Genomic DNA, 21,331 nt, shown 5'->3' with positions numbered 1-21,331 from the left:
GAAGTGGAATCCTTCACATATTGTTCGCAAATTCTTAAGTGAAGTTTCACTTTTATGGAAAAATTCTGCATGTAAATTTAACAAAATGAGTATATTTTCACTTTTTTCTTTTGTCCATTCCGTTAAAATAGTTTTATCTTAAGGCATAGTGAACCTGGAAAACATCCCGATTATTGGGAAAGCACTCGCGTGGAGGAGAAGATGAACTATCTGAAATTGAAAGAACCTTATCTGAATCTGATCTTTGCCTATGAAAAAGGCAAAGAAGTAACTCTGCTGTATGCAGGGATCAAGGAATGGGAGCCGGACGCAGAATATAAAGGCTGCCGCATCGTGGACGTAATGACTCCGGAACTCCCGAACTATTCATTTCGGGGAGCCAAGAATTATTATGACACCCCTCAGCTGCCCTTAAATTATCAATCCCATGAAGTTCTCGACAACCCCACAGGGAAGGAGATCCGGTTTTTCCAGAACTATAATGATCTGACCATAACGACCACCTTCACACTATATAAAGGTATACCCGCGTTCCGCTGCAGCAGTGAGATTACGAATCATGGAACACAACCCCTGACGCTTGAGGGGATCAGTTCCCTGCAATATGGATTTCCAGTAGAGGGAAATGGTGGACATACGATGGAACAGCTGATCCTCTATGAACCTCATAATACCTGGTCGGAGGAATGCAGATGGGTAACCCGGACCCTGCAGTCGGCAGGGCTTACAGCCTATGGAAATCTAAGCTACGACCGGATACATATATCCAACAGCAGCGGTCTGTCCTGTGGAGAACATCTGCCTATGGGCGGCCTGATGCATTCCGGCAAGGGCGGGTCAGCCGTATGGCAGATCGAATCCAACGGGGCCTGGGCATGGGAGGCTGGGATCACGGCCCAGGATTACGGGGGCTCACTCCTTCAAAATCCGTGTACAAATGCTCTTTACCTCCAGCTAAGCGGGCCGAGGCTGGAAGAGAATCATTGGAAAATCCGGCTGGACCCCGGTAAAGCTTTCGGGAGCGTACCCGCGGCCATAGCCTTTGGGAAACAAGGCATAGAAGAAGCGCTGGCAAACCTGACAGAATACCGGCGCAGAATCCGCAGGCAGCATGCGGATTACAGCCGGCTGCCGGTTATTTTTAATGATTACATGAACTGTTTCATGGGTGACTCCACGACGGGAAAGCTCCTGCCGCTGATCGAACAGGCGGCAAAAGCGGGTTGTGAAATTTTTGTAATAGACTGCGGTTGGTATGATTCCGGAGACTGGCAGTATACCTTTGGTGATTTCAAACCATCGAAAGAACGGTATCCAAACGGACTGGAAGAGGTGGTAAGAAAAATACGCCAATGCAATATGATACCGGGAATCTGGCTGGAACTGGAAGCGTTCGGCATCGATTGCCCACATGCGGATCAGCTGCCAGAGGACTGGCTATTTCAGAGGGATGGCCATCCTGTTATCGATTCCGGCAGGTATCAGCTGGATTTTCGTAATGGGCAGGTTTCGGCCAGGGCCACAAAGATCATAAGGGACATGGTTGAAACCTATGGGTTCGGCTATATGAAAATGGATTATAACATATGCAGCGGGCCCGGAACCGATTATCGGGCATTCAGCCTCGGTGACGGGCTTCTGGGGCACAACCGGGCTTATCTGGAATGGCTTTATTCCATTCAGGAGATGTATCCGGATCTGATCCTGGAAAATTGCGGCAGCGGAGGCCTGAGGATGGATTATGCCATGCTGTCACGTATGAGTATCCAGTCTTTAAGCGACCAGGAGGATTTTCATAAGATGGCCGTCATTGCAGCTAACAGCGCGTCGGCGGTGACGCCGGAGCAGTGCGGGGTCTGGTCCTATCCCGGGAAAGATTCGGATGCGGAAGATACCGTATTTAATATGATAAATAGTATGCTCTTTAGAATCCACATGGGCGGCCGCCTGGACGAGCTGGACCCGGTGTGCCGGCAGCTGGTGGCTGAGGCGGTCACGTGTTATAAAGGCTACCGGGAAGAAATAACAAAGGCTGTTCCGCACTGGCCGCTGGGACTGCACGGGTGGGAGGCCCCCTGGCTGTGCTTTTGCCTGGAGGGAGAGCGGGCATATTATATAGCAGTATGGCGATTACGGGGGATGCAAAAGGAGACTGTTATTCCGCTGGATTTTGTGCAGACTCAAGCGGGACCGCCTGAGATACGGTATCCCTCCTTTGCAGAGGAAACCGTGGATTGGAATCCTGATAGGAAGGAACTAAAGATAGCACTGGAGCGTCCTTACAGTGCCAGGCTCCTGAGAATGAAAAAGCAGATGTAATTCTAATTTTAATCCTGTTCCCCAATCAAGATCGTAACCACCGTCCCATGAGGCGACGCCTGTTCCACGGTCAGCGATTGTTCCTCCTTCAACAGATAGTTCAGCCGCCATCTGATATTGGCCAGCCCGATGTGATTACCCCGCGAGGACTCATTCTCTTCCGGCTGGTCTGCTTCCAGACATAATTTTCGGTAATGATCCATATCGATACCCACCCCGTTATCTTCGATGCGGATCACAAGACGGTCCGCATCTGTTTTTTTATAAATTCGGATCCTGATAAAAGGAGCCTCGTCCCATCCGGAGAGATCCTCCGACAAAAATCCATGCAGCAGGGCATTTTCCACGATGGGCTGTATGATATGTTTGGGGATTTTCGAGCCCAGTACCTCTTCATCCACTTCCCAGATTACCCGGATCTGATCCGCATATCGGCAGGACTGGATCGTCATGTATTGTTTGACCACATCGATTTCCTGTTCTACCGTGTCGAAGACAGAGATGTCATTGACCCTCAGACTATCCTTCAGTATCCGGATCAGAGCGTTATTCAGCACGACGATATCCCCGGTCCTGCCCTTTCTCGCCAGATAATTGATGGTATTCATGGTGTTATAGATAAAGTGAGGATTTATCTGAGAGATCAGCAGGCCATACTTCATCTGCTGTTTTGTTTTTTCATCTTCCAGCAGCCTTCGGATATGTCTTTGCAGCTCCAGGGCCATCTGATTAAATGCATGGCTCAGATCCTCGATCTCATCACCGGTCCGGATATCCACCAGTGCCTCTTCGCCGCCTGTCACCTTCTTCATGTGCAGTGAGAGGACTTCCAGCGGTTCGATGATATTCCGGATCAGTGGATTCAAAATAAAACTGGCCAGCAGGACAACGAACAGGACCGAGATGATCAGAATGACAAAGATCGGGAAAAAGTTACCGAGCAGTTCATGATAGGGCACGTACGCAATGAATTTCCAACGGGTAACTTCGCTGATATGGGTGATATAGATCCCGCTTCCCCGGTTCAGGATAAAGTCCTCCTGCAGCCGGTATCTGGCGCTGTGATCCAGGACCGGAGCATAATCAAAACCGGTATTCTCGATGCCCGGATAAAATGGCTGATTCCAGGTATCCAGCCAGAGATAGTGCTGGAATGTCTTGTCGGCAGTCTGAATCAGCTGGATCAGACTGTCCGCCCGGAAAGTCAGAATAATTTTGCCATACATGCCGGACATGGATTCCAGAGGTGCGCAGAAAGTGAAACTGTCCGTCCCGTCAGGGGAGAAGAACTTTAGATAATTCTCTTCCTTTTGTCTCAGATACCAACCGGAGTTCAGGATGAGGTCAATGTCGGAATCGTCGATAAATACTGAGCGGAATACCCTTCCGTCATCCAGCAGAAGGACGATATCCTGTATGGAGGCGCTCATACCGGCCAGCTCCGTGAGCTGGTTGGAAATCAGGCTTTCGTAGTAGGACCGTTCTTCCGCTTCCTGTGTTAGATCAAATTCCTTAAGCAGCGTTAGAAGGCGCTTATCCGTGGTGATCCAGCCGGCATATTGAATTACGCTTTTGCAGCTGTCATTCATCTGATCGACGATCTGGTCGGAGATGACGTTCATGTTATAGACGGAATTTTTGACATAATTCCAGGAGAAAAGGAAAATCAGCGGAATGCTGATGGTGAGAATGGCCAGAATGACCAGGATGCTGGTTCGGCGTTTCAGCTTCTGCCCGATGATAGAACGCGTTTTCATTCCGGCCCTCCTTTCCGGGAATTCGTAACCTTGTTCTTATAGTCGAGGGGTTTGACCCCCTTCAGTTTATAAAAGACCTGGCTGAAGTACTGGGAAGAAGAATAACCGACCATCCCGGCCACATGGTAGATTTTCAGATCTTCTTTTTCCAGTATTTTACAGGACTGTTCGATGCGGTATCTGGTAAGGTAATCCCATACGGTGAGGCCGGTATCCTGTTTGAATACACGTCCCAGATGGGTGGTGCTCAAGCCCGCTTCATCAGCGATCTGCTGTACCGACAGATGCTCGTTTGCATAGTAATCGGCAATGAACTGAATCGCTTTCTGTGTCTCCCTTGTCCGCTTATGCTTTTTCAAACGGCAAATATGTTCGAGCTGAGACAGGATCCAGGCATGAACGGACCGGGCGTTGACCAGGTTGCTGTCCTCTAAATCCTCCGGTTCTACAGACAGACTGCGGAAAATGCAGGAAAAATACACCTGGGTATATTCCGACAGGCCCAGATAATTGTGCCGGGTAAGAATATTCTGAAAAAGTTCTTCTGTGAAGGACAGCAGCTGGTCCGGGTCTTTTTCCAAAAGGGAGTTTATCTTTGACTCCGACAGATCGGTCCTGGTATTCGTAATGAACAGATCCGGATCATCCAGGGAACGGATCTGCCTGTTTTCCAGAAAATAGCGGGCACGCAAGGTTTTCTGACGGCAGAAATAATCCTGGTGCAGCTTATCAAGCGGCTGAACCTGAGGATGGTAGAAAATCGAGAAACTTTCCGCCATATGTTCGGTAAAATGGCGGTGTAAAGCCTGTGCAAAACGATAGACAGCCTGATGCAGATACGCCCCGGAATGGGAGGGCGGAACTTTAAGAAGTAAAACCAGTTTATTATTGTAAGCCTGAAATACGTAGAGGTTCTTTGCGTGTGCATCCTTGAAGTTCTCGCACAGGACCTGGGCATCTGCCAATCGTTTGGTTATGGGATAACGCTCCTGCAGCCCGTGATCCTCCACCCACGGAAACAGGATATCCGGGGCAATGACCAGATAAGAATATCCGGCTGGCAGGACGGATATGATGTCCTCAGGTATGGCAGCCTTGCTGTCCAGAAATGTGTGGTGCAGGTTCTTCTGGATATAGGTGTAGTTAAGACAAAGATCCGACAGATATTTATCCCGTATTTCGGTCAGCTTCGCGGACAGGCTGTCCGATGTGATCTCATCTTTCATCAGATAATCTTCTACACCCAGTCGGAACGCCTGCTTCATATAATCGATTTCCGCGTAGGCGGTCAGCAGCAGGAACCGCATGTGCGGCTGCTTTTTGCGGATCTGCCGGATCAGCTCGATCCCATCCATACCGGGCATACTGATATCTGTGATAATGATATCCAGCTTTTCCCGGGCGGCGATACCAAGCGCCTGCTTTCCGTTGTGGGCGGCGCCTGCGATGCGATATCCCAGGGCTTCCCAGTCCACCATTGATTTCAGATCTTCGATTGCCAGATATTCATCGTCCACCAACAAAACCTGCAGGCTCTCCATAACCGTCTCCCTCTTTCGATGCCGAAATTACATACAGTAGCTTTATCTTATAGTAGCACAGCCTGAATTTATGGTAAATATCCGCATCCGAACATGATGGGATAGTAAACAAAAAGGTCGGATATTTTATTATTTTACTTCAGATCCGTTGCTATACTTGGTTTACGAAAGTTACAAAAGGGAGGGAAAACAATGGAGGATAAAGTGGTCTTGTCGGTTTCGAATATAACGAAAACCTTCGGAATCGTCAAAGCCCTGAATCAGGTGAGCATTGATTTCCGGTCAGGTGAGATACATGGGCTGATCGGGGAGAACGGCTCCGGAAAATCGACCATGGCATCTGTCATCACCGGTGTCTACAGGGCGGAGGATGGAACCATGGCTCTGGATGGACAGCCGTACCAGCCGGAATCGGTACTGGATGCCGCGGGGCAGGGGATCTGCATGATCGTCCAGGAGATGGGGACGATCGATGGAATCAGTGTGGCGGCCAATGTGTTCGCCGGGAAAGAGAATCTGTTCGCCCATCTGGGGATCGTCCGGAAGAAAGAAATGATCCGCGCAGCACAGAATATCCTGGACGAGATCGGGGCTTCCGATATCCGGGCGGAGAATCCGATCGGCGGGGAATCCTTCGAAAACCGGAAAATTGTGGAGATCGCAAGGGCCATGTATGAGGATGTGAAGGTGATGATCGTGGATGAAACCACGACCGCCCTGTCCCAGAAGGGACGCGAGATCCTGTACCGGCTGATGAGCCGTTTAAAGGATGAGGGAAAAACCATCATTTTTATATCACATGACCTGGATGAACTGACACAGCTCTGTGATTCCGTGACCATACTGCGGGACGGGAACTTTGTCCGGGATCTGAAAAAAGAGGAGATCACGCCGGATGTCATGAGAAAACATATGGTCGGACGGGACGTGCAGGACGATTACTACCGGACAGATCAGCAGAAGGCCCTGACGGATCAGGTAGTGCTGGAGGTGGAACATGTCAGCAGCAGCCTGCTCAAGGATATCAGCCTGAACTTAAAGAAGGGGGAAATCCTGGGAATCGGCGGCCTGACGGACTGCGGTATGCACGAACTGGGGAAAGTCATCTTCGGTATCCAGGCGCCGAAGAAAGGAAATGTATATGCAGGGGAGAAACGGATCAGGATCCGGAATCCCAGAACCGCGATCCACCAGAAAATCGGTTATGTGTCCAAGAACCGGGATCAGGAGTCCATCATGAAGCTGTCCAACATACGCGACAACATCTGCCTGCCGTCCTATGACAAAATAAAAAAGGGGTGCTATGTATCTCCTAAGGCCGAAGAGACGCTGGCGGGCAGGGAGAGCAATAAGCTAAGTATTAAAATGAGCTCCCTGGACCAGCTGTGCATCCAGTTGAGCGGCGGAAACAAACAGAAAGTGGCGCTGGCCAAATGGCTGGGCAATGATTCGGATCTGCTGATCCTGGACTGCCCGACCCGGGGAATCGATGTGGGAGTCAAGGCGGCGATCTATCAGCTGATGAATCAGTATAAGCAGTCGGGAAAATCGATTCTGATGATATCCGAGGAACTGCAGGAATTAATCGGCATGAGCGACCGGATTCTGATTCTGAAGGAAGGGGCGCTGTCAGGCACCTTTGACAGAAGTCCGGATCTTACGGAAAACGATCTGATACAATATATGATTTAACAGGAGGGATGGCAAGTGGCTCAGGTAAAAGCACCGGTTCTGGTGAAGCCGAAGAAAAAGCTTACGGACCGGATGAATATAAGGGACTTTATCCCGTTTATCGGGCTGATCCTGATAGTTCTGTTTTTTCAGGTCATCAGTGAAGGAACCTTATTGTCTATAAAAAATATGAAGTTGATTCTGAACCAGTCTTTTGCGCTGGTGATCGGGACCGTATCCTGTTCCTTCATCGTGGCGCAGGGGGATGTGGACTTTTCCATGGGTTCGATGGTCGGGATTACGGCGGTCTGTGCCGCGTGGACGGCACAGGTAATGCCAATACTCGCGTTACCGGTGGCATTGGTGGTTGGTCTTGTATTTGGAATGGTCAACGGCCTGTTGTATGTAAAATTCCATATTCCGTCGTTTGTTGTTACGTTAAGCACCCTGCTGGTCCTGCGGGGGCTTACGATCTTCATTTCAGGAGGCGGCTCGGTCAGCGTACCGTTTTCCATGTACATTTATGATAATTCCGGGTTAAAATTAGTCATAGTGCTGGGTGTGATCGCGATCTCCTGCTTTGCTTTTAACTATACGAAGGTAGGAAAATTCTGTAAGGCGGTAGGTTCCGGCGCGGAAGCGGCTTTCCAGTCCGGGGTTCCGGTGAACAAAATGCGGATATTCGGGTACGCTTTGTCGGCGGCCATGTGCGGACTGTGCGGTTTCTTTAACATGGTGCGGGCCGGATCAGCGGCTACGAATACGGGAAACCTGTTCGAGACAGATGTGCTGATCGCGCTGGTACTGGGTGGAATGCCTCTGTCGGGGGGCGCTTCTTCAAAAATCCGGTGCGCGGTAATCGGAAGTCTGATTCTGGCTGTGCTGGCTAACGGGCTGGTGTTCTGGAATATTAACGAGAAGCTACAGCAGGGAATTAAAGGTGTGGTGTTCCTGGTGGCGGTCTGGCTGACGTTCGATAAGCGGAATGCACAGGTGATTAAGTAAGCGTGCTGTGCTGCAGGGCTGTGCTGTAGGGCCGGTGGGAAACTGTGCGGGAGGCGGGGAGCCTGGCCGTCTGTGGGGAAAAACTTCGGAGCGGACTAAGAGCTATGGGCGGGGCAGGGAAAGAATCCCTTATTACATTTTTCTCCGCAAACTCGCTGTCGCTCGGACATGCTCCGAAAAACGGGGATTCTTTCCCTGCCCCGCCCATAGCTCTAAGCCCGCCCCTCAATGTTTTTCCCCACAGACGGCCAGGCTCCCCGCCTCCCGCACAGTTTCCCACCTGCACTGGTGAAGCGGAAGAAGTGCTATTCATGCACGGATGATAAATTTTGTTGATGTTAATGGAGATATGACGAGGGGAATTAGAAGCGGTGAGGGACTTGTGAAGTGATAAAGGACTTAAGAAGTGTTAAAGGATTTGATACTTTATATTTTAGTGAAGGGAAGGTAGCGGTATGAAAAAGTTAACAGCGGTTTTTATGGTTTTGGTTCTTACGTGTACTATGTTTTTGGCGGGGTGCGCTGGGAAAAATGCGCAGAAGGAAGTGAATACGGATGGACAGAGTGTGCAGGCGGCTTCGGAGGATGGGAAGCTTCCGGAGAAGTTCAAGATCGGTGTGGTGATCTGGTCTACGGTGGATGATTTGGGGAAGGCCAGTGCGGATATGCTGAATTTTGCCTCGGATGTACTGGGGTGTGAGATGGTCTATAATACGGATATTTCATCGCCGGAGACGCAGATCACGGCTACGGAGAATTTGATCGCGGCGGGGTGTGACGCGGTGGCTATCTGTAATTATAGTGATGATATCCTGCCTAAGATCGCCAGGATCTGTGAGGAGAATGAGGTGTATTTTACGCTGATCTGGAGGAGTATCGCGGATCCGGAGGTGAAGGAGATCGTGGAGAGCAGCGAATATTATCTGGGGAATACCTGTGAGGATGAGGAAGAGATCGGTTACCGGATGGGGAAAACACTGTACGATAAGGGCAGCCGCAATGTCGGCGTTATTACGATGGAAAAAGGGGATACCACAGCGGACGCCAGAGACCGGGGATTCGATAAGGCGTGCCAGGAGCTGGGTATGAACCGGATCAGTGAGGTGCGCAATAATACACTGACGGCGGCGGAGACCACGAAGGCGGTGGAGAATTTCCTGGCGTCTTTCCCGGAACTGGACGGGATATTTATTACCGGTGGAAGTAATACCATTCTGGAAGGCGTGATACAGGCACTGGCCCTGCATAATAAGACGGGCGAGGTGAAGGTCGCCTGCGTGGACTTTATCTCCGACCTGGATAAGTATCTGGAAGACGGGGCCATTGATGCGATTTCGGGCGGACATTTTGTGGATCCTCTGTTCTCTTATATGCTGATGGTGAATAAGCTGGCGGGAACGCCTCTGTCGGATCGCTGCGAGACGATGAACCTGAATTTTGTCAATTTAACTTCTCCGGAAGACGCGGTGAATTATTATCAATATGTTGAGGGCGAGAGTTTTCCCTATAATGAAGAGGAAATAAGAGATATGGTGAAGTATTTTAATCCGGATATGACGATTGATAAGTTAAAGGAAACCGCCGGAAGCTATAGTGTGGATGATGTGGTGGCAAGACATAGCGCGCAGAGCCAGGCAGGCGCTGAGACGAAAGAATGATACAAAACAGATCTGTGGATGAGGAGTGAGCGAATGAAAAAGAAATTGAAACTGCAGAACCTGATCGTTCCGATTGCCATGCCATTGATTGTATTTCTGATATTCTTTGTGTGCCAGCCGGACCGTTTTGGGACACCAACTGGAATTATGATCATGTTACAGCAGTCGATTATTAACTCTGTGATCGGGTTTGGACTATGTTATAATCTGGTCATCGATACGTGGGATTTCAGCTCCGGGTCCCAGCTGGTCCTGGCCGGGCTTCTGGGGGCGTTTGCGGCACAGTATTTTGGAATCGCTGGGCTGATCGTGGTTACGGTTCTGGCCTCAGTGCTGCTGGGAACATTGACAGGAACGATCTATTCTGTATTTAAGATTCCGTCCATTATCGTAACGATCGGGCTGATGCTGGTGTATGAGTCCGCCGGGACCCTGTTTAACGGGGGAGCCAGTATAACGATTCCAGCTTCGATCGGATTCCTGGGTAAGTCGCCGTATATCTTTGGTGTAGGGATCCTGGCATATCTGCTGGCCTATGTATTGTATCATCACACGAAATTCGGATATAATGTGCGGGCGGTCGGAAATGGTGAAATGATAGCAAAAAGTATTGGGATTAAGACCATGAACGTCAGGTTTCTGTGCTTTGTGATCTGCGGGATTTTTGTGGGTATCGCCAGTATTCTGCAGGTCAGCTATGGCGGCGCGATCGCCCCCAAGGGCGGGATGAATACGATGTCTATGGTGTTCCCTCCGTTTATGGGCGTGTTCATCGGGCAGTATCTGGAACGCTATTGTGACATTATGTTAGGCGTGTTTTTGGGCGTGTTCAGCATGACCATGATCAACTCCGGCCTGATCGCCATGGGGCTGCCGGGAACGCTGCAGCAGGTGGTGACCGGATTGTTTATGATCCTGTTTATGGCAATCAGTATTAATAAAGACAAACTGACCTTTCGGAAGAGGAAAGAGGCCGTATGATGATAGTCGGGACTGCTTATTATCCGGAACACTGGCCCCGGGAACGCTGGGAGACTGACGCCGGGCTGATGGAGGAACTGGGGATACAGGCTGTACGGATGGGGGAATTCGGCTGGTCGGTGATGGAGCCGGCTCCCGGAAACTATGATTTCAGCCTGTATGAGGAGGCCATGGAGGTATTGGGAAAGCACGGGATCAGAACGGTCCTGTGCACTCCCACAGCCACACCGCCCCGCTGGGTATGCGAAAGGCTGCCGGATCTGTACCGGGTGGACCGGGATGGACATGTGCTGGGCTTTGGAAGCCGCCGGCATTATTGTTATAACCATCCGCAGTACCGGGAGTATTCCCGCCGGATCATCCTGAAAATGGCGGAACACTTCCGGGGGAATCCGCAGGTATATGGCTGGCAGATCGACAATGAACTGGGCTGCGAGGATGAGGTACGCTGTTACTGCGGGAACTGCCGGGCTGCTTTTGTCCGGTGGCTTAAGCGGAAGTATCGGGATCTTGAGAATCTGAACCAAAGCTGGGGGACGGTATTCTGGAGCCAGACATACACGGACTGGGATCAGATCGTACTGCCGGCCAGGACAGTGACGGATGCCTACAGCCAGCATACACATAATCCGGGATTACTGTTGGATTATGCAAGATTTTCATCCGATTCTCTGATCAGCTATGCGCAGATGGAGTGCGATACGCTTCGGGCCTGCACGGATCTGCCTGTTGTCCACAATATCGTATCGGAATACTGTGACAACTATGAGCTGGCAAAAATGCTGGATTACGCTGGTTATGACGCCTATCCCCGATCGGAGTGGGACTGTAATTCCATGGCGAAGATCGGGTTCTACTATGAACTCACCGGAGGCTATAAGCGCAAACCGTTCTGGATCCTGGAACAGCAAAGCGGCCCTTGCGGTTGGAATATTCTGGGGAATACGCCTGCCCCAGGCCAGCTTAGGCTGTGGAGCCTGTGCGGAGCAGCCCATGGCGCAGAGAATCTGTTTTATTTCCGGTGGCGAAGCTGTCTGTTCGGTGCGGAACAGTACTGGTATGGGATATTGGATCATGATGGTATCCCCAGGAGGAGATATCAGGAGATCCAGGAGACGATCCGGGAACTGCATGAGCAGGAGAGAATTCTGCGGATGGAGACGGACTATGAGGCTTTAGTTGTCTACGACTATGAGAATAAATTTATCCATGAATTCCAGAGGCACCAGGAGGCCTTTGATTATCGGGAACAAGCGGCAGCCTGGTATGAAGGATTGGTACGAAATGGTATCGCCGCTGCAGTTTCAGATGGATCGGCGCCGTTTCAGGAGTATCCGGTGGTAGTCGTTCCATATCTGAGCCTGGCCCCGGAGGGCTTCAGCAGGAAATGTGAAGAGTATGCCAAAAAAGGCGGTACGCTGGTCCTGACCATGCTGTGCGGGGAGCGGACCGGGGAGAACCGGATTACGGATCAGACTCTGCCAGGGGTGTTCCGGGAGATGGCCTCCGCGGAGGTACAGGAGTTCGACACGCTATATGATCAGAATATTCCTGTTTTGAAAAGAGACAGGAAAAGGACAGAGGAAGCCGCGGAGCATAGCCGGGCAGAGCAAAGGGCTGCAGGTGAAGTGGGAAGAGCCAGGATGCGGTGCGAGATCTTAAAGCCCCATATGGCTGAGAGTCTGTGTACGTACGGAGCCGGCTATTTTGAAGGTAAAACTGCAGTGTCCTGGAACCATTATGGAGAAGGGAATGTGATCTATGTCGGCTGCGATATGGAAGATTATACGGAGATTCTTAAAATGATCCTTCGAATAGCTGGAATTTCCCCACGGAACCTGCCTCGGGATGTGGAATATGTTCCGAAGCGGGATGATCAGGGTCTCTATGGGATTTTTCTGAACCATGGCGGGGCAGATGCTGAAGTTGAAGTGAATGAGTCTTATGGAATTCAGGCAGAAACACAGAAAAACATCGTAATTCCCGGTTATGGGATGTGTATTGAGAAAATTGGGTCTGCAAGTACGTTCCTATATCCCAATAGTATCCCGAAGGCCCCCTAAGTTACAAAAAAGTGCATACTAGCAACCTCCCTCTACCCGGTGTACTATAGAATAAACAAAAAGCAACCAAATGGGAGGTTATGTGGATAATGAACGCGAAAGCCAAAAAGTATGTGGATATGTTTCGAAAAGTGAAGATTGCCTCTGCGGCGACGGTGGATGAAGAAGGGCATCCCCAGACCCGGATCATCAACGTCATGATTGCCACCGATGACGGAATGTATATCGTTACTTCCAGGGGAAAGCCCTTTTATAAGCAGCTGACAGACAGCGGGGAGGTAGCGCTGTCCGCTATGTGCCCGGACTGCCAGTCCCTTAAGTTCCTGGGAAAATGCAGGATCGTGGAGAAAGAATGGGTAGACCGTGTATTTGAGGAGAATCCCGGCATGAATGAGGTATATCCTGGAAAGAGCAGATATATTCTGGATGCGTTCCACATCTACGAAGGACATGGAGAGTGGTTTGATCTCCTGAATTATCCTATCTCCAGGGAGAGTTTTGCCTATGGCGGAGAAGAGATAGAGCACAATGGCTTCCGGATCGGGGATAAATGTATCGGATGCGGGATATGCGCGCAGGTGTGTCCGCAGAAAGCGGTCCGGGAGGGCAGGATATTTTCCATATCGGAAGAACACTGCCTGCAGTGCGGGCTTTGTGCACAGAAGTGCCCGGCGGATGCGGTTGAGCGGCTGCATCCCTGATGTAAGGAAAATTCTTATCCTGCTCCTTAGCAGATAAAATAAATATTGACCCTCTACTGACTGGAGGGTTTATTTTATTTCATAGAAAGTGCTTCTATGAAATAAAAAACGCTCCGCGGGATCGCACTGCGGCGGAAAGGAAGATGCCGCTTGCGCGGTCCGCCGCAGGCGGAGAGTTTCGCAAGAGGAACACTTTATTCAGGATAATTTCGGCAAGGAGGGGGCAGCGGAGAATGAAGGCTGATCAAAATGCACACTCAAACATGAATATAACACACAGAAAATGCGCAGATGGACGAAAAAATGAGAATCTGTTGACGGAAGGGAACATATTCAGGGTTCTGCTGCATTTTTCGGTACCGTTTCTGATCGCGAATGTAATCCAGGCGCTGTATGGGGCCGTAGATCTGATGGTGGTCGGCTGGTACTGCCCGCCCGAGAGCGTGGCCGCAGTGTCGACGGGTACGCAGGTAACACAGATTATTACCAGTATGGTATCGGGTCTGACCTTAGGCGGAACCATTCTGGTGGGAAAATATACTGGGATGAGAGATGAAAAAAGGGCCGGACGCACCATCGGGACTACGCTGTCGGTATTCGCGATCGTGGCGCTGGTTCTGACTGGGGTGATGCTGCTGCTTCGGGAACCGGTTCTGGTGGCCCTGAAAACACCGTCAAAGTCATATGCGCTGGCAAAACAGTATGTGACTATCTGTTTTTGCGGTATCTTCTTTATCTGTGGTTATAATGCCATCAGCGCAATACTGCGTGGATATGGGGATTCGAAACGGCCGATGTATTTCGCGGCTTTGTCCTGCGTACTTAATATAATAGGAGATGTGGTATTTGTAAAATACATGGGAATGGGTGTGGCGGGTACGGCCCTTGCTACGGTAGGTTCTCAGGCGATCAGCATGATCTGCTCGATCGTTTTTCTGAACCGAAGTAAGTTTATCTTTACCTTCCGGCTAAAGAATTTTAGGATTTATCCGGAGCTGGTCAGGGAACTGGCTGTTGTGGGGATTCCTGTCTCTTTTCAGGAATGCATGGTGAGATTGTCGTTTTTGTATCTGACTTCCGTAACCAACAGGCTGGGGGTCAGCGCGGCGGCGGCTGTGGGGATCGCCAGCAAATATGATGTGTTTGCCATGCTCCCGGCTACGTCACTGGCCAGTGCGCTGGCGGCGATTACCGCACAGAATTATGGAGCTGGAAAATTGATGCGGGCCAGGAAGTCGCTGATGGTGGGAATCGGATTCGCATTCCTGGCCTCGGCGCTCTTTTTCCTGTGGGCACAGATAGCACCGCAGACTATGATCGGGATATTTAACGCAGATCCTGCCATTATCGGTGCGGGCATCCCGTTCTTCCGGTCATGCAGTTATGATTATCTGGCAGTTTCCTTTGTGTTCTGTCTGAATGGTTATATGAACGGCAGGTCGAAGACGGTGTTCACGATGGTCAGCTGCTGCTTTGGGGCGCTGGCGCTTAGGATACCATTGATCCGGCTCGCGTATACTTACTGCCCGGATAATCTGGCGGTGATCGGCGCGATCGCGCCTGCTGTGTCGGGCTTTATGGCGGTGTATACAATGGCGTTTGTGTTATGGCAGTTTCAGAAAGATAAAAGGGGACATTAAAAGGCCCCCCTGAAAATATGATTTGTCTCTATACCTTAGTCTATCTGATTAAAGACATTATAAATGGTATCATAATCTTTCTTATCCTTATCGCTCTGCTTGATATCCGTGTATTCAGACCAGTTTGCATCGCCACGCCCGAGAATATTATAAGTGACGGCGGTTCCGGTGGAAGAATCACTGGCTGAGATGGAAGTTGTTCCGACGGTAACATAGCCCGCCGTATAGGTCTGGCGCAGAGAATTATAGCGCAGGACTTTTACTTTATCCCCCGGAGATTTGGCGGAGATATCTTCTGTGGTCCAGTAGAACAGGTATCCGGTGCTGTATGCCTGCAGCGACCAGGTGCCGACATTTTGAAGGCCGGGATCAAAGCCCAGGTTCTTCAGTGCAGTCAATACACTTTCATAGGCTTTTCCTGTCTGCGAGGAAGAGTCGATATTCTTGTTGCCTTTTATGTAGGACTGGATCAATGCGTCCAGCTCAGGATTGTTGGCCATGGCATAAGACAGGGCGCCGGACATGTTAAAGTTATAGTTAACGTCATGCTTTTTGCATGTGACCATGATATCACCGTCGGAAGCCCGGGTGACATCATAGACCCCGCCCTGAGCACATTTGTAATCAGACTTTTTGGCTAGATCCTGCAGACCGGCCACGTCCAGTTTTCCGCCAAGCTTTTCGTCGATCTCCACTAAATTCAGATCACGGCGGAGGCTGGCCTTGTTGGCCTCACAGGCGCGCTTGGCCGCTTTGTCAATATATCCGGTCAGAGTTGGCACCAGTAATGCGATAAGAATTACAATAATCACCAGTACGACAATCATTTCGGTAAGTGTGAAGCCGTCATTATTTCTTTTCACGATCGTATATTCCCTCATCTTTTTATGAATTATATTATTTCAACAAAATGTCAGCAGCAAGTACGGGGCGGTTTTTAGCTGTTCGTATCTGCGGTTATCTAATTATAATTCATAACTGTAGAAATTTCCACGAAAAAATTGCTAATTGAGTCAGAAACTACCGGAAAATTCATGTATTTGGCACGTCCGCCGTGGTAAAATAAAGATTATGGAAGAAGAGTGCGTTTCATATAATGTTATGAAAAGCTAAAGTAAAACATATCCGTCAAAAAGCGGGAGACCGGGGAGGAGGCGATTGCTGTGTATTTTTGGACACCGTTGTCAAAGATGCCGGGTGATGTAAAAGGTGTTCCGATATTCAGTGCCACGCATCTAACCTGGCTTGTTATCGTTCTGCTAGGTTGCTTTATTGCCGTCTGTTTTTTCAAAAAGCAAAATAGCGGCGGCCGGAGAAAGATACTGCGGCTGTTGGCCTGGATTCTGGCGCTGGGCTGTATCTTCCGGATTGTGCTTCGGATCGCCTGCGGCGCGTTTTCTATTCGTTGGGATCTGCCGCTGCATCTGTGCGATGTCATGATGTTTGTGGAGTTCTATGCCGTTTACAGCAAAAAAGAATTCCCCCGGGAACTTGTGTTTGCCCTTGGAATGCCTGGGGCATTGGCTGCACTGATCACTCCAGGAGAGATCTATTATCCGTTTTTGAATATTTATTATCTTCTGTTTATTATGCTGCATGTTCTGCTGTTTTTAATCCCGGTACTGATGCTGGCCGATGGATTTGTTCCGCAGATCAGAAGGCTTCCGGGCTGTTTTGCCTTTCTGGCTGTGCTTGCTTGCGTGGACGCAGCGGTTAATCATCAGTTAAAGAGTAACTATCTGTTTATCAGCGAGGCCGCGGATGGATCGATTCTGGATGTGGTTCAGGATATATTTGGACACTGGTATCTGCCGGCAGCGGCTTTCACGGTATTTCTGATCTGGGGGATGCTGTATGGCGGCGTGTATCTCTGGCAGAGAGGGCGCCGGAGATAAGGGACGGAGCGTTCTGGGGTAAGGATCGGCCAGACGGCCGGAGAGCGGCGCTGTGAATTCGTAGGCGTCGAAGACCGGCAGCGGCTATCACGCCTGGCGGCTGGTGATAAGTGTGCTGATTCTGGAGACCATTGAGACAGGGATGAAATTGATGGGGTGGAATCAGTTTATCCAGTATATCGTAATAGGCGGGATTCTGGCCTGGGCATTTATGGGTTCCGGCTATTTTAGAAGAAATGTACGCAGGCAGTATGATACGGGGCATTTGCTGCTGCGAAGAGGCAGAAAACGCGGCTGACCCGATTTTTTATACTCAAAAATGGAAACGTTGCCACAAAACAAAAAAGTATGCGTTTAAGGTGGAGAGAAATCGTGATTTCTACTGAAAATTCTATTGAAATTCTGTATTAAATAGCTAAAGATAAAAAGATATACAAAAAACCCATTGACAGTTAAAGACACCTATGTATAATGAAAATATAGAAACGTTACCACATCAAGATACAAAAGAATGAAAAAAGGAACAGGAGGGCCCCCGATATGATTCCGAAAAGACCAACATTAAAGGATGTATCTGAAAAGTCAGGCGTGTCTATATCCACGATATCCCGTTATGTGAATTCTTCCGGTTATGTAGACGAGAAGACAGCGGAGATTATCAAAAAGGCGATTGAAGAGTTAAACTACAAACCCAATAAATTTGCAAAAGGTTTGAAAACAGACTCGACTCAGCAGATCATGCTGTTAATTCCGGATATCATGAACCCGTACTATGCGAATATTTTCAAGCGGCTTCAGGAACTGGCCGCTATGGACAGCTATACGGTGATTCTTTATGACACTTCGCAGGATGAGATGAAAGGAATTGAATTTGCGGAAGAGCTGGATGTGGACGGGATGATTTACTGCTCGATCTACCATTCTGAGAGCAGCATTGAGAAACTTGCAGATTTGGGAAAACCGGTTGTGGTCAATACTGACTATGAAGGAAACGATTTTGATACGCTCCACAGTGAGTATGGAAAAGGAATCTATGTGGCGGCGAAGCATCTCATTGATTACGGGCATAAGAAGATCGGCTATGTGGGTGGAACCCCAACATCGGCCATTAACACCAGGAGAAAGAAAGGATTCCTAAGTGCCATGAAAGCGAGCGGCCAGGCGGTAAACCAGGATTGGATCTTCGAGATGGATTTTACCATGAATGCGGGATACCGGGCAGGCATGTATTTCGCGGCACTGGAAGAACGGCCGACGGCGCTGTGCGCGGCCAATGATATTATCGCGATGGGAATCATGATGGCGTTTAACGAAAAGGGAATTAAGATTCCGGAAGATATCAGCATTACCGGTGAAGATAATATCGAGTTTGCACAGGTGTGCCGGCCAAAGCTGACGACGATTGATAACAGCAGTACCTTTTTTGCAGAGCATGCGTATGGGCTGCTGATGGATCGGATTAAGAAACACTACGGGGGGGAACCCCGGAAGGTACTGTGCCCGAGAGAACTGGTGGTCAGAGAATCGACCCGGAAAATGCCGGAAGGTTAAAAGAATACAGAGACTGGAAGAGAGCGGAGGATTCAAGAGGAGGTGGCAGAAAAAATGGAAAGAATTATTTTGGATACGGATATTGGCACGGATGTAGATGACGCGATGGCCGTAGCTCTGGCGGCTCTTTCACCAGAAATACAGGTGGAGGGGATTACCACGGTATACGGCGATGTTGATCTGAGAGCCCGCATGGTGGTGAAGATTCTGAAGCTGCTGGGACGGGATGATATACCGGTTATGGCGGGCGTGCGGGACGTACTGCTGCGCAACCGGGAGATCTGGTGGCTGGGACATGAAGGTGAAGGGCTTCTGAACGAAGAGGACCGGGACCTGATCTATGACAGCAGACACGCGGTAGACTTCATGATTCAGACGGTTATGGAGAATCCGGGAGAGATCTCTATCGTGGCGATCGGGCCGTTTACCAATCTGGCGGTAGCTTTAGCCAGGGAACCCCGGATCGCACAGAAGGTAAAGCAGATTATTATCATGGGAGGAAGTGCCAGACTGGGCTTCAATGGAGCGGAGCTGGAACACTCGGATCACAATGTCAGCAGGGATCCGGAATCCGCATCCCTGTTATTCCGAAGTGGAGCGCCGATCATCATGTGCGGGTATGACGTGACCCGTCAGGTACTGGTGCGCCCGGAACATGTGCAGCGCCTGATCGATACGGGGGATGAGCTGAATCTGGCGATGGCCCGTATGGTGAACCGGTGGCTGGAATACTGGAAGCGGGACTATACGGCCATGAACGATCCCCTCTGTGTGGCGATGGTTTTTGATCCTAGCCTGTGCAGAGGAAAGAAGATGAACGTACAGGTGGAATATGATCACCGGCATCCCACGGGACACACGATCTGCACGCTTCCCCGGACTCCCTGGACGCCTCCGGAAGATCTCGATACTCCGACAGAAGAACCCAATGTACTGGTCTGTCTGGAGGTTGATGCGGACAGATTTATGAATTTATTACTGGATAGAGTTTGCAACAGATAAGAAGGATGGAGAAGAACGGTTGAACAAAAAGATGTTCACCCATACCTATATGTGCGGAAAAACGCACAGAAGGAGGAACGGTTGAACGAAAAGATGTTCACCCATACCTATATGTGCTGAGAAGACGCACAAAAGGAGGAAAATATGAAGAAGTATTTAGCAATTATTTTAGCGGTATGTATGGCGCTGTCGCTGGCAGCCTGCTCCGGATCTAAAGATGGAAATGACAATGGGACGGCGCAGTCACAGGATGGTGGCAATGCGCAGGTGGATAACTCCGGCAAAGATTCCGACAAAGGTACGAATAAAGACTCCGGCGGTAATGCAGGAGAGGAAGTGACCCTGAACTTCCTGATCATGCCCGATATCGAAGCATTACAGCCCACCATTGATCAATTCGAGGAGCTGAATCCGGGAGTGAAGATTAATGTGGAATCCCTCCCCTTTGACAATATGTTCGAGGCAATCGAAGTCAGACTTGGCGCGCAGGAGGAATCCGTGGACATGCTCCTGGTGGACGCGCCGGTCGTGGCTAACTATACTGCCAAAGGGTTCCTGGCAGACCTGAACGAATTCGTATCCGATGAATCCAAAGGCAGAATTACCGAGTCCTCCCTGGGAGCCGGAACGATAGGCGGTGAGCTGATGGCCCTTCCGCTGTACAGCTCCTGCGTGAACCTGTATTACAACAAGGCTATATTTGATGAAAAAGGTATTCCTTATCCAGAAAATGACGTGGATAAGAGAATGACATGGGAAGAAGTAACAGAAATCGCAAAGCAGCTGACCTACGAAAAAGACGGCAAGCAGATCTACGGCCTTAGCTTCGAGCAGATCAACCGTCCCTATCAGCTGCTTCCGCTGGCACAGAGTCTGGGAGCAGACAAGTTTGTGAGCGACGACGGTATGATCACCACCGGTTACACCAACAGCCCTGAGATGGTAAAATCCTGCCAGTGGTATTATGACACCTTTAATACCTGGAAGATCAGCCCGAAGATCAGCGCCGACGATGCAGTTGGATATTTTACCGGCGGACAGGTGGCGATGTTCATAGGCGGTTCCTGGCAGATCCCTGCCATGCAGGATGCAGGAATGGACTTCGGCTATGCTCCGCATCCGTACTTCGAAGGCGGCGAGGCGACGACCCCGACCGGAAGCTGGTATGCGGGTGTGTCCAACTACTCGAAGAATAAAGAAATGGCTGCAAAATTCGTGGAATGGCTGACGACCGACGACGAGGCATGTCAGAGTAATTATGAGATTCTGAAGAATCTGCCCTGTAATATCTCGGTGTTAAACAGCATCGATGCCGACCCGAAGTTCGACGAGTTCCCGGAGAGCGTTACAAAGCTGAATGTATATGAGTCTATGAACACAGCCAAAGCCCGCCCTCAGATGGCCGGTTATGAGGAATGGCAGAATGTGATACAGCAGACCTACAGCGACATTATGAATGGCAGTGATCCGCAGAAGGCTCTGGACTCTGCCGTGACTGAGATTGATAACCAGTTGAGGAAGTATCAGAACTGATAAAGGATGAAAGA

At 49.9% G+C, this 21,331-nt stretch carries 16 protein-coding genes; 13 read left to right on the top strand and 3 right to left on the bottom strand.

Translation table 11 applies throughout. From position 1 onward, the window contains the following. Window positions 1-201: 201 nt before the first annotated feature. Window positions 202-2,319 (top strand): glycoside hydrolase family 36 protein, encoded by a 2,118-nt coding sequence (locus tag KTH90_RS09735; RefSeq protein ID WP_158351185.1) that lies wholly within the window; start codon window positions 202-204, stop codon window positions 2,317-2,319. Between the two features lie 8 nt (window positions 2,320-2,327). Here the strand turns inward: KTH90_RS09735 and KTH90_RS09730 are convergent, their stop codons facing one another. Together KTH90_RS09730 and KTH90_RS09725 are read right to left on the bottom strand one after the other, a co-directional pair. Further along, window positions 2,328-4,076: a sensor histidine kinase gene (locus tag KTH90_RS09730; protein ID WP_158351184.1), complete on the bottom strand. Its 1,749-nt coding sequence runs from the start codon at window positions 4,074-4,076 to the stop codon at window positions 2,328-2,330. Further along, window positions 4,073-5,617: a response regulator transcription factor gene (locus tag KTH90_RS09725; RefSeq protein ID WP_158351183.1), complete on the bottom strand. Its 1,545-nt coding sequence runs from the start codon at window positions 5,615-5,617 to the stop codon at window positions 4,073-4,075. The genes KTH90_RS09730 and KTH90_RS09725 overlap by 4 nt, the downstream gene beginning before the upstream one ends. 192 nt (window positions 5,618-5,809) lie before the next feature. Here KTH90_RS09725 and KTH90_RS09720 point away from each other — a divergent pair, with 192 nt between their 5' ends. From KTH90_RS09720 to KTH90_RS09690, 7 genes are all read left to right on the top strand, one after another. Then, window positions 5,810-7,309: a sugar ABC transporter ATP-binding protein gene (locus KTH90_RS09720; protein ID WP_238726706.1), complete on the top strand. Its 1,500-nt coding sequence runs from the start codon at window positions 5,810-5,812 to the stop codon at window positions 7,307-7,309. A gap of 15 nt (window positions 7,310-7,324) precedes the next feature. Continuing rightward, window positions 7,325-8,293, top strand: a complete 969-nt coding sequence (locus KTH90_RS09715) for an ABC transporter permease (RefSeq protein ID WP_158351181.1) — start codon at window positions 7,325-7,327, stop codon at window positions 8,291-8,293. 455 nt (window positions 8,294-8,748) lie between these two features. Further along, window positions 8,749-9,951: a sugar ABC transporter substrate-binding protein gene (locus KTH90_RS09710; protein ID WP_158351180.1), complete on the top strand. Its 1,203-nt coding sequence runs from the start codon at window positions 8,749-8,751 to the stop codon at window positions 9,949-9,951. A 33-nt stretch (window positions 9,952-9,984) separates the two neighbouring features. Continuing rightward, window positions 9,985-10,932, top strand: coding sequence for an ABC transporter permease (locus KTH90_RS09705; protein ID WP_238726705.1), 948 nt, complete (start codon window positions 9,985-9,987; stop codon window positions 10,930-10,932). After that, window positions 10,929-12,995, top strand: coding sequence for a beta-galactosidase (locus tag KTH90_RS09700; protein WP_158351178.1), 2,067 nt, complete (start codon window positions 10,929-10,931; stop codon window positions 12,993-12,995). The genes KTH90_RS09705 and KTH90_RS09700 overlap by 4 nt, the downstream gene beginning before the upstream one ends. Window positions 12,996-13,084: 89 nt before the next feature. Further along, entirely contained in the window at window positions 13,085-13,696 is a 612-nt protein-coding gene (locus KTH90_RS09695; protein ID WP_158351177.1) for a 4Fe-4S binding protein, read from the top strand. A 263-nt stretch (window positions 13,697-13,959) separates the two neighbouring features. After that, complete coding sequence (locus KTH90_RS09690; RefSeq protein ID WP_158351354.1) at window positions 13,960-15,336, top strand: MATE family efflux transporter; 1,377 nt, start codon at window positions 13,960-13,962, stop codon at window positions 15,334-15,336. Between the two features lie 35 nt (window positions 15,337-15,371). Here the strand turns inward: KTH90_RS09690 and KTH90_RS09685 are convergent, their stop codons facing one another. Next, window positions 15,372-16,199: a prepilin-type N-terminal cleavage/methylation domain-containing protein gene (locus KTH90_RS09685; RefSeq protein ID WP_158351176.1), complete on the bottom strand. Its 828-nt coding sequence runs from the start codon at window positions 16,197-16,199 to the stop codon at window positions 15,372-15,374. A 300-nt stretch (window positions 16,200-16,499) separates the two neighbouring features. Between KTH90_RS09685 and KTH90_RS09680 the strand changes: the two genes are divergently transcribed. From KTH90_RS09680 to KTH90_RS09660, 5 genes are all read left to right on the top strand, one after another. Further along, entirely contained in the window at window positions 16,500-17,231 is a 732-nt protein-coding gene (locus KTH90_RS09680) for a TMEM164-related integral membrane acyltransferase (RefSeq protein WP_158351175.1), read from the top strand. A 112-nt stretch (window positions 17,232-17,343) separates the two neighbouring features. After that, window positions 17,344-17,529: a hypothetical protein gene (locus tag KTH90_RS09675; protein WP_158351174.1), complete on the top strand. Its 186-nt coding sequence runs from the start codon at window positions 17,344-17,346 to the stop codon at window positions 17,527-17,529. A gap of 242 nt (window positions 17,530-17,771) precedes the next feature. Continuing rightward, window positions 17,772-18,782 carry a LacI family DNA-binding transcriptional regulator gene (locus tag KTH90_RS09670; protein WP_158351173.1) on the top strand — a complete coding sequence of 337 codons (1,011 nt, stop codon included), beginning with the start codon at window positions 17,772-17,774 and terminating at the stop codon, window positions 18,780-18,782. Between the two features lie 54 nt (window positions 18,783-18,836). Next, on the top strand, window positions 18,837-19,784 hold the full coding sequence (locus KTH90_RS09665) for a nucleoside hydrolase (protein ID WP_158351172.1): 948 nt from the start codon (window positions 18,837-18,839) through the stop codon (window positions 19,782-19,784). 144 nt (window positions 19,785-19,928) lie between these two features. Further along, window positions 19,929-21,317: an ABC transporter substrate-binding protein gene (locus tag KTH90_RS09660; RefSeq protein WP_158351171.1), complete on the top strand. Its 1,389-nt coding sequence runs from the start codon at window positions 19,929-19,931 to the stop codon at window positions 21,315-21,317. Window positions 21,318-21,331: the final 14 nt, after the last annotated feature.

This window comes from Diplocloster modestus (assembly GCF_019042245.1).
GTDB classification, from domain to species: domain Bacteria; phylum Bacillota; class Clostridia; order Lachnospirales; family Lachnospiraceae; genus Diplocloster; species Diplocloster modestus.
Note: the sequence above shows the minus strand (reverse complement) of the source record. Positions and strands in the feature narration are given on the sequence as shown.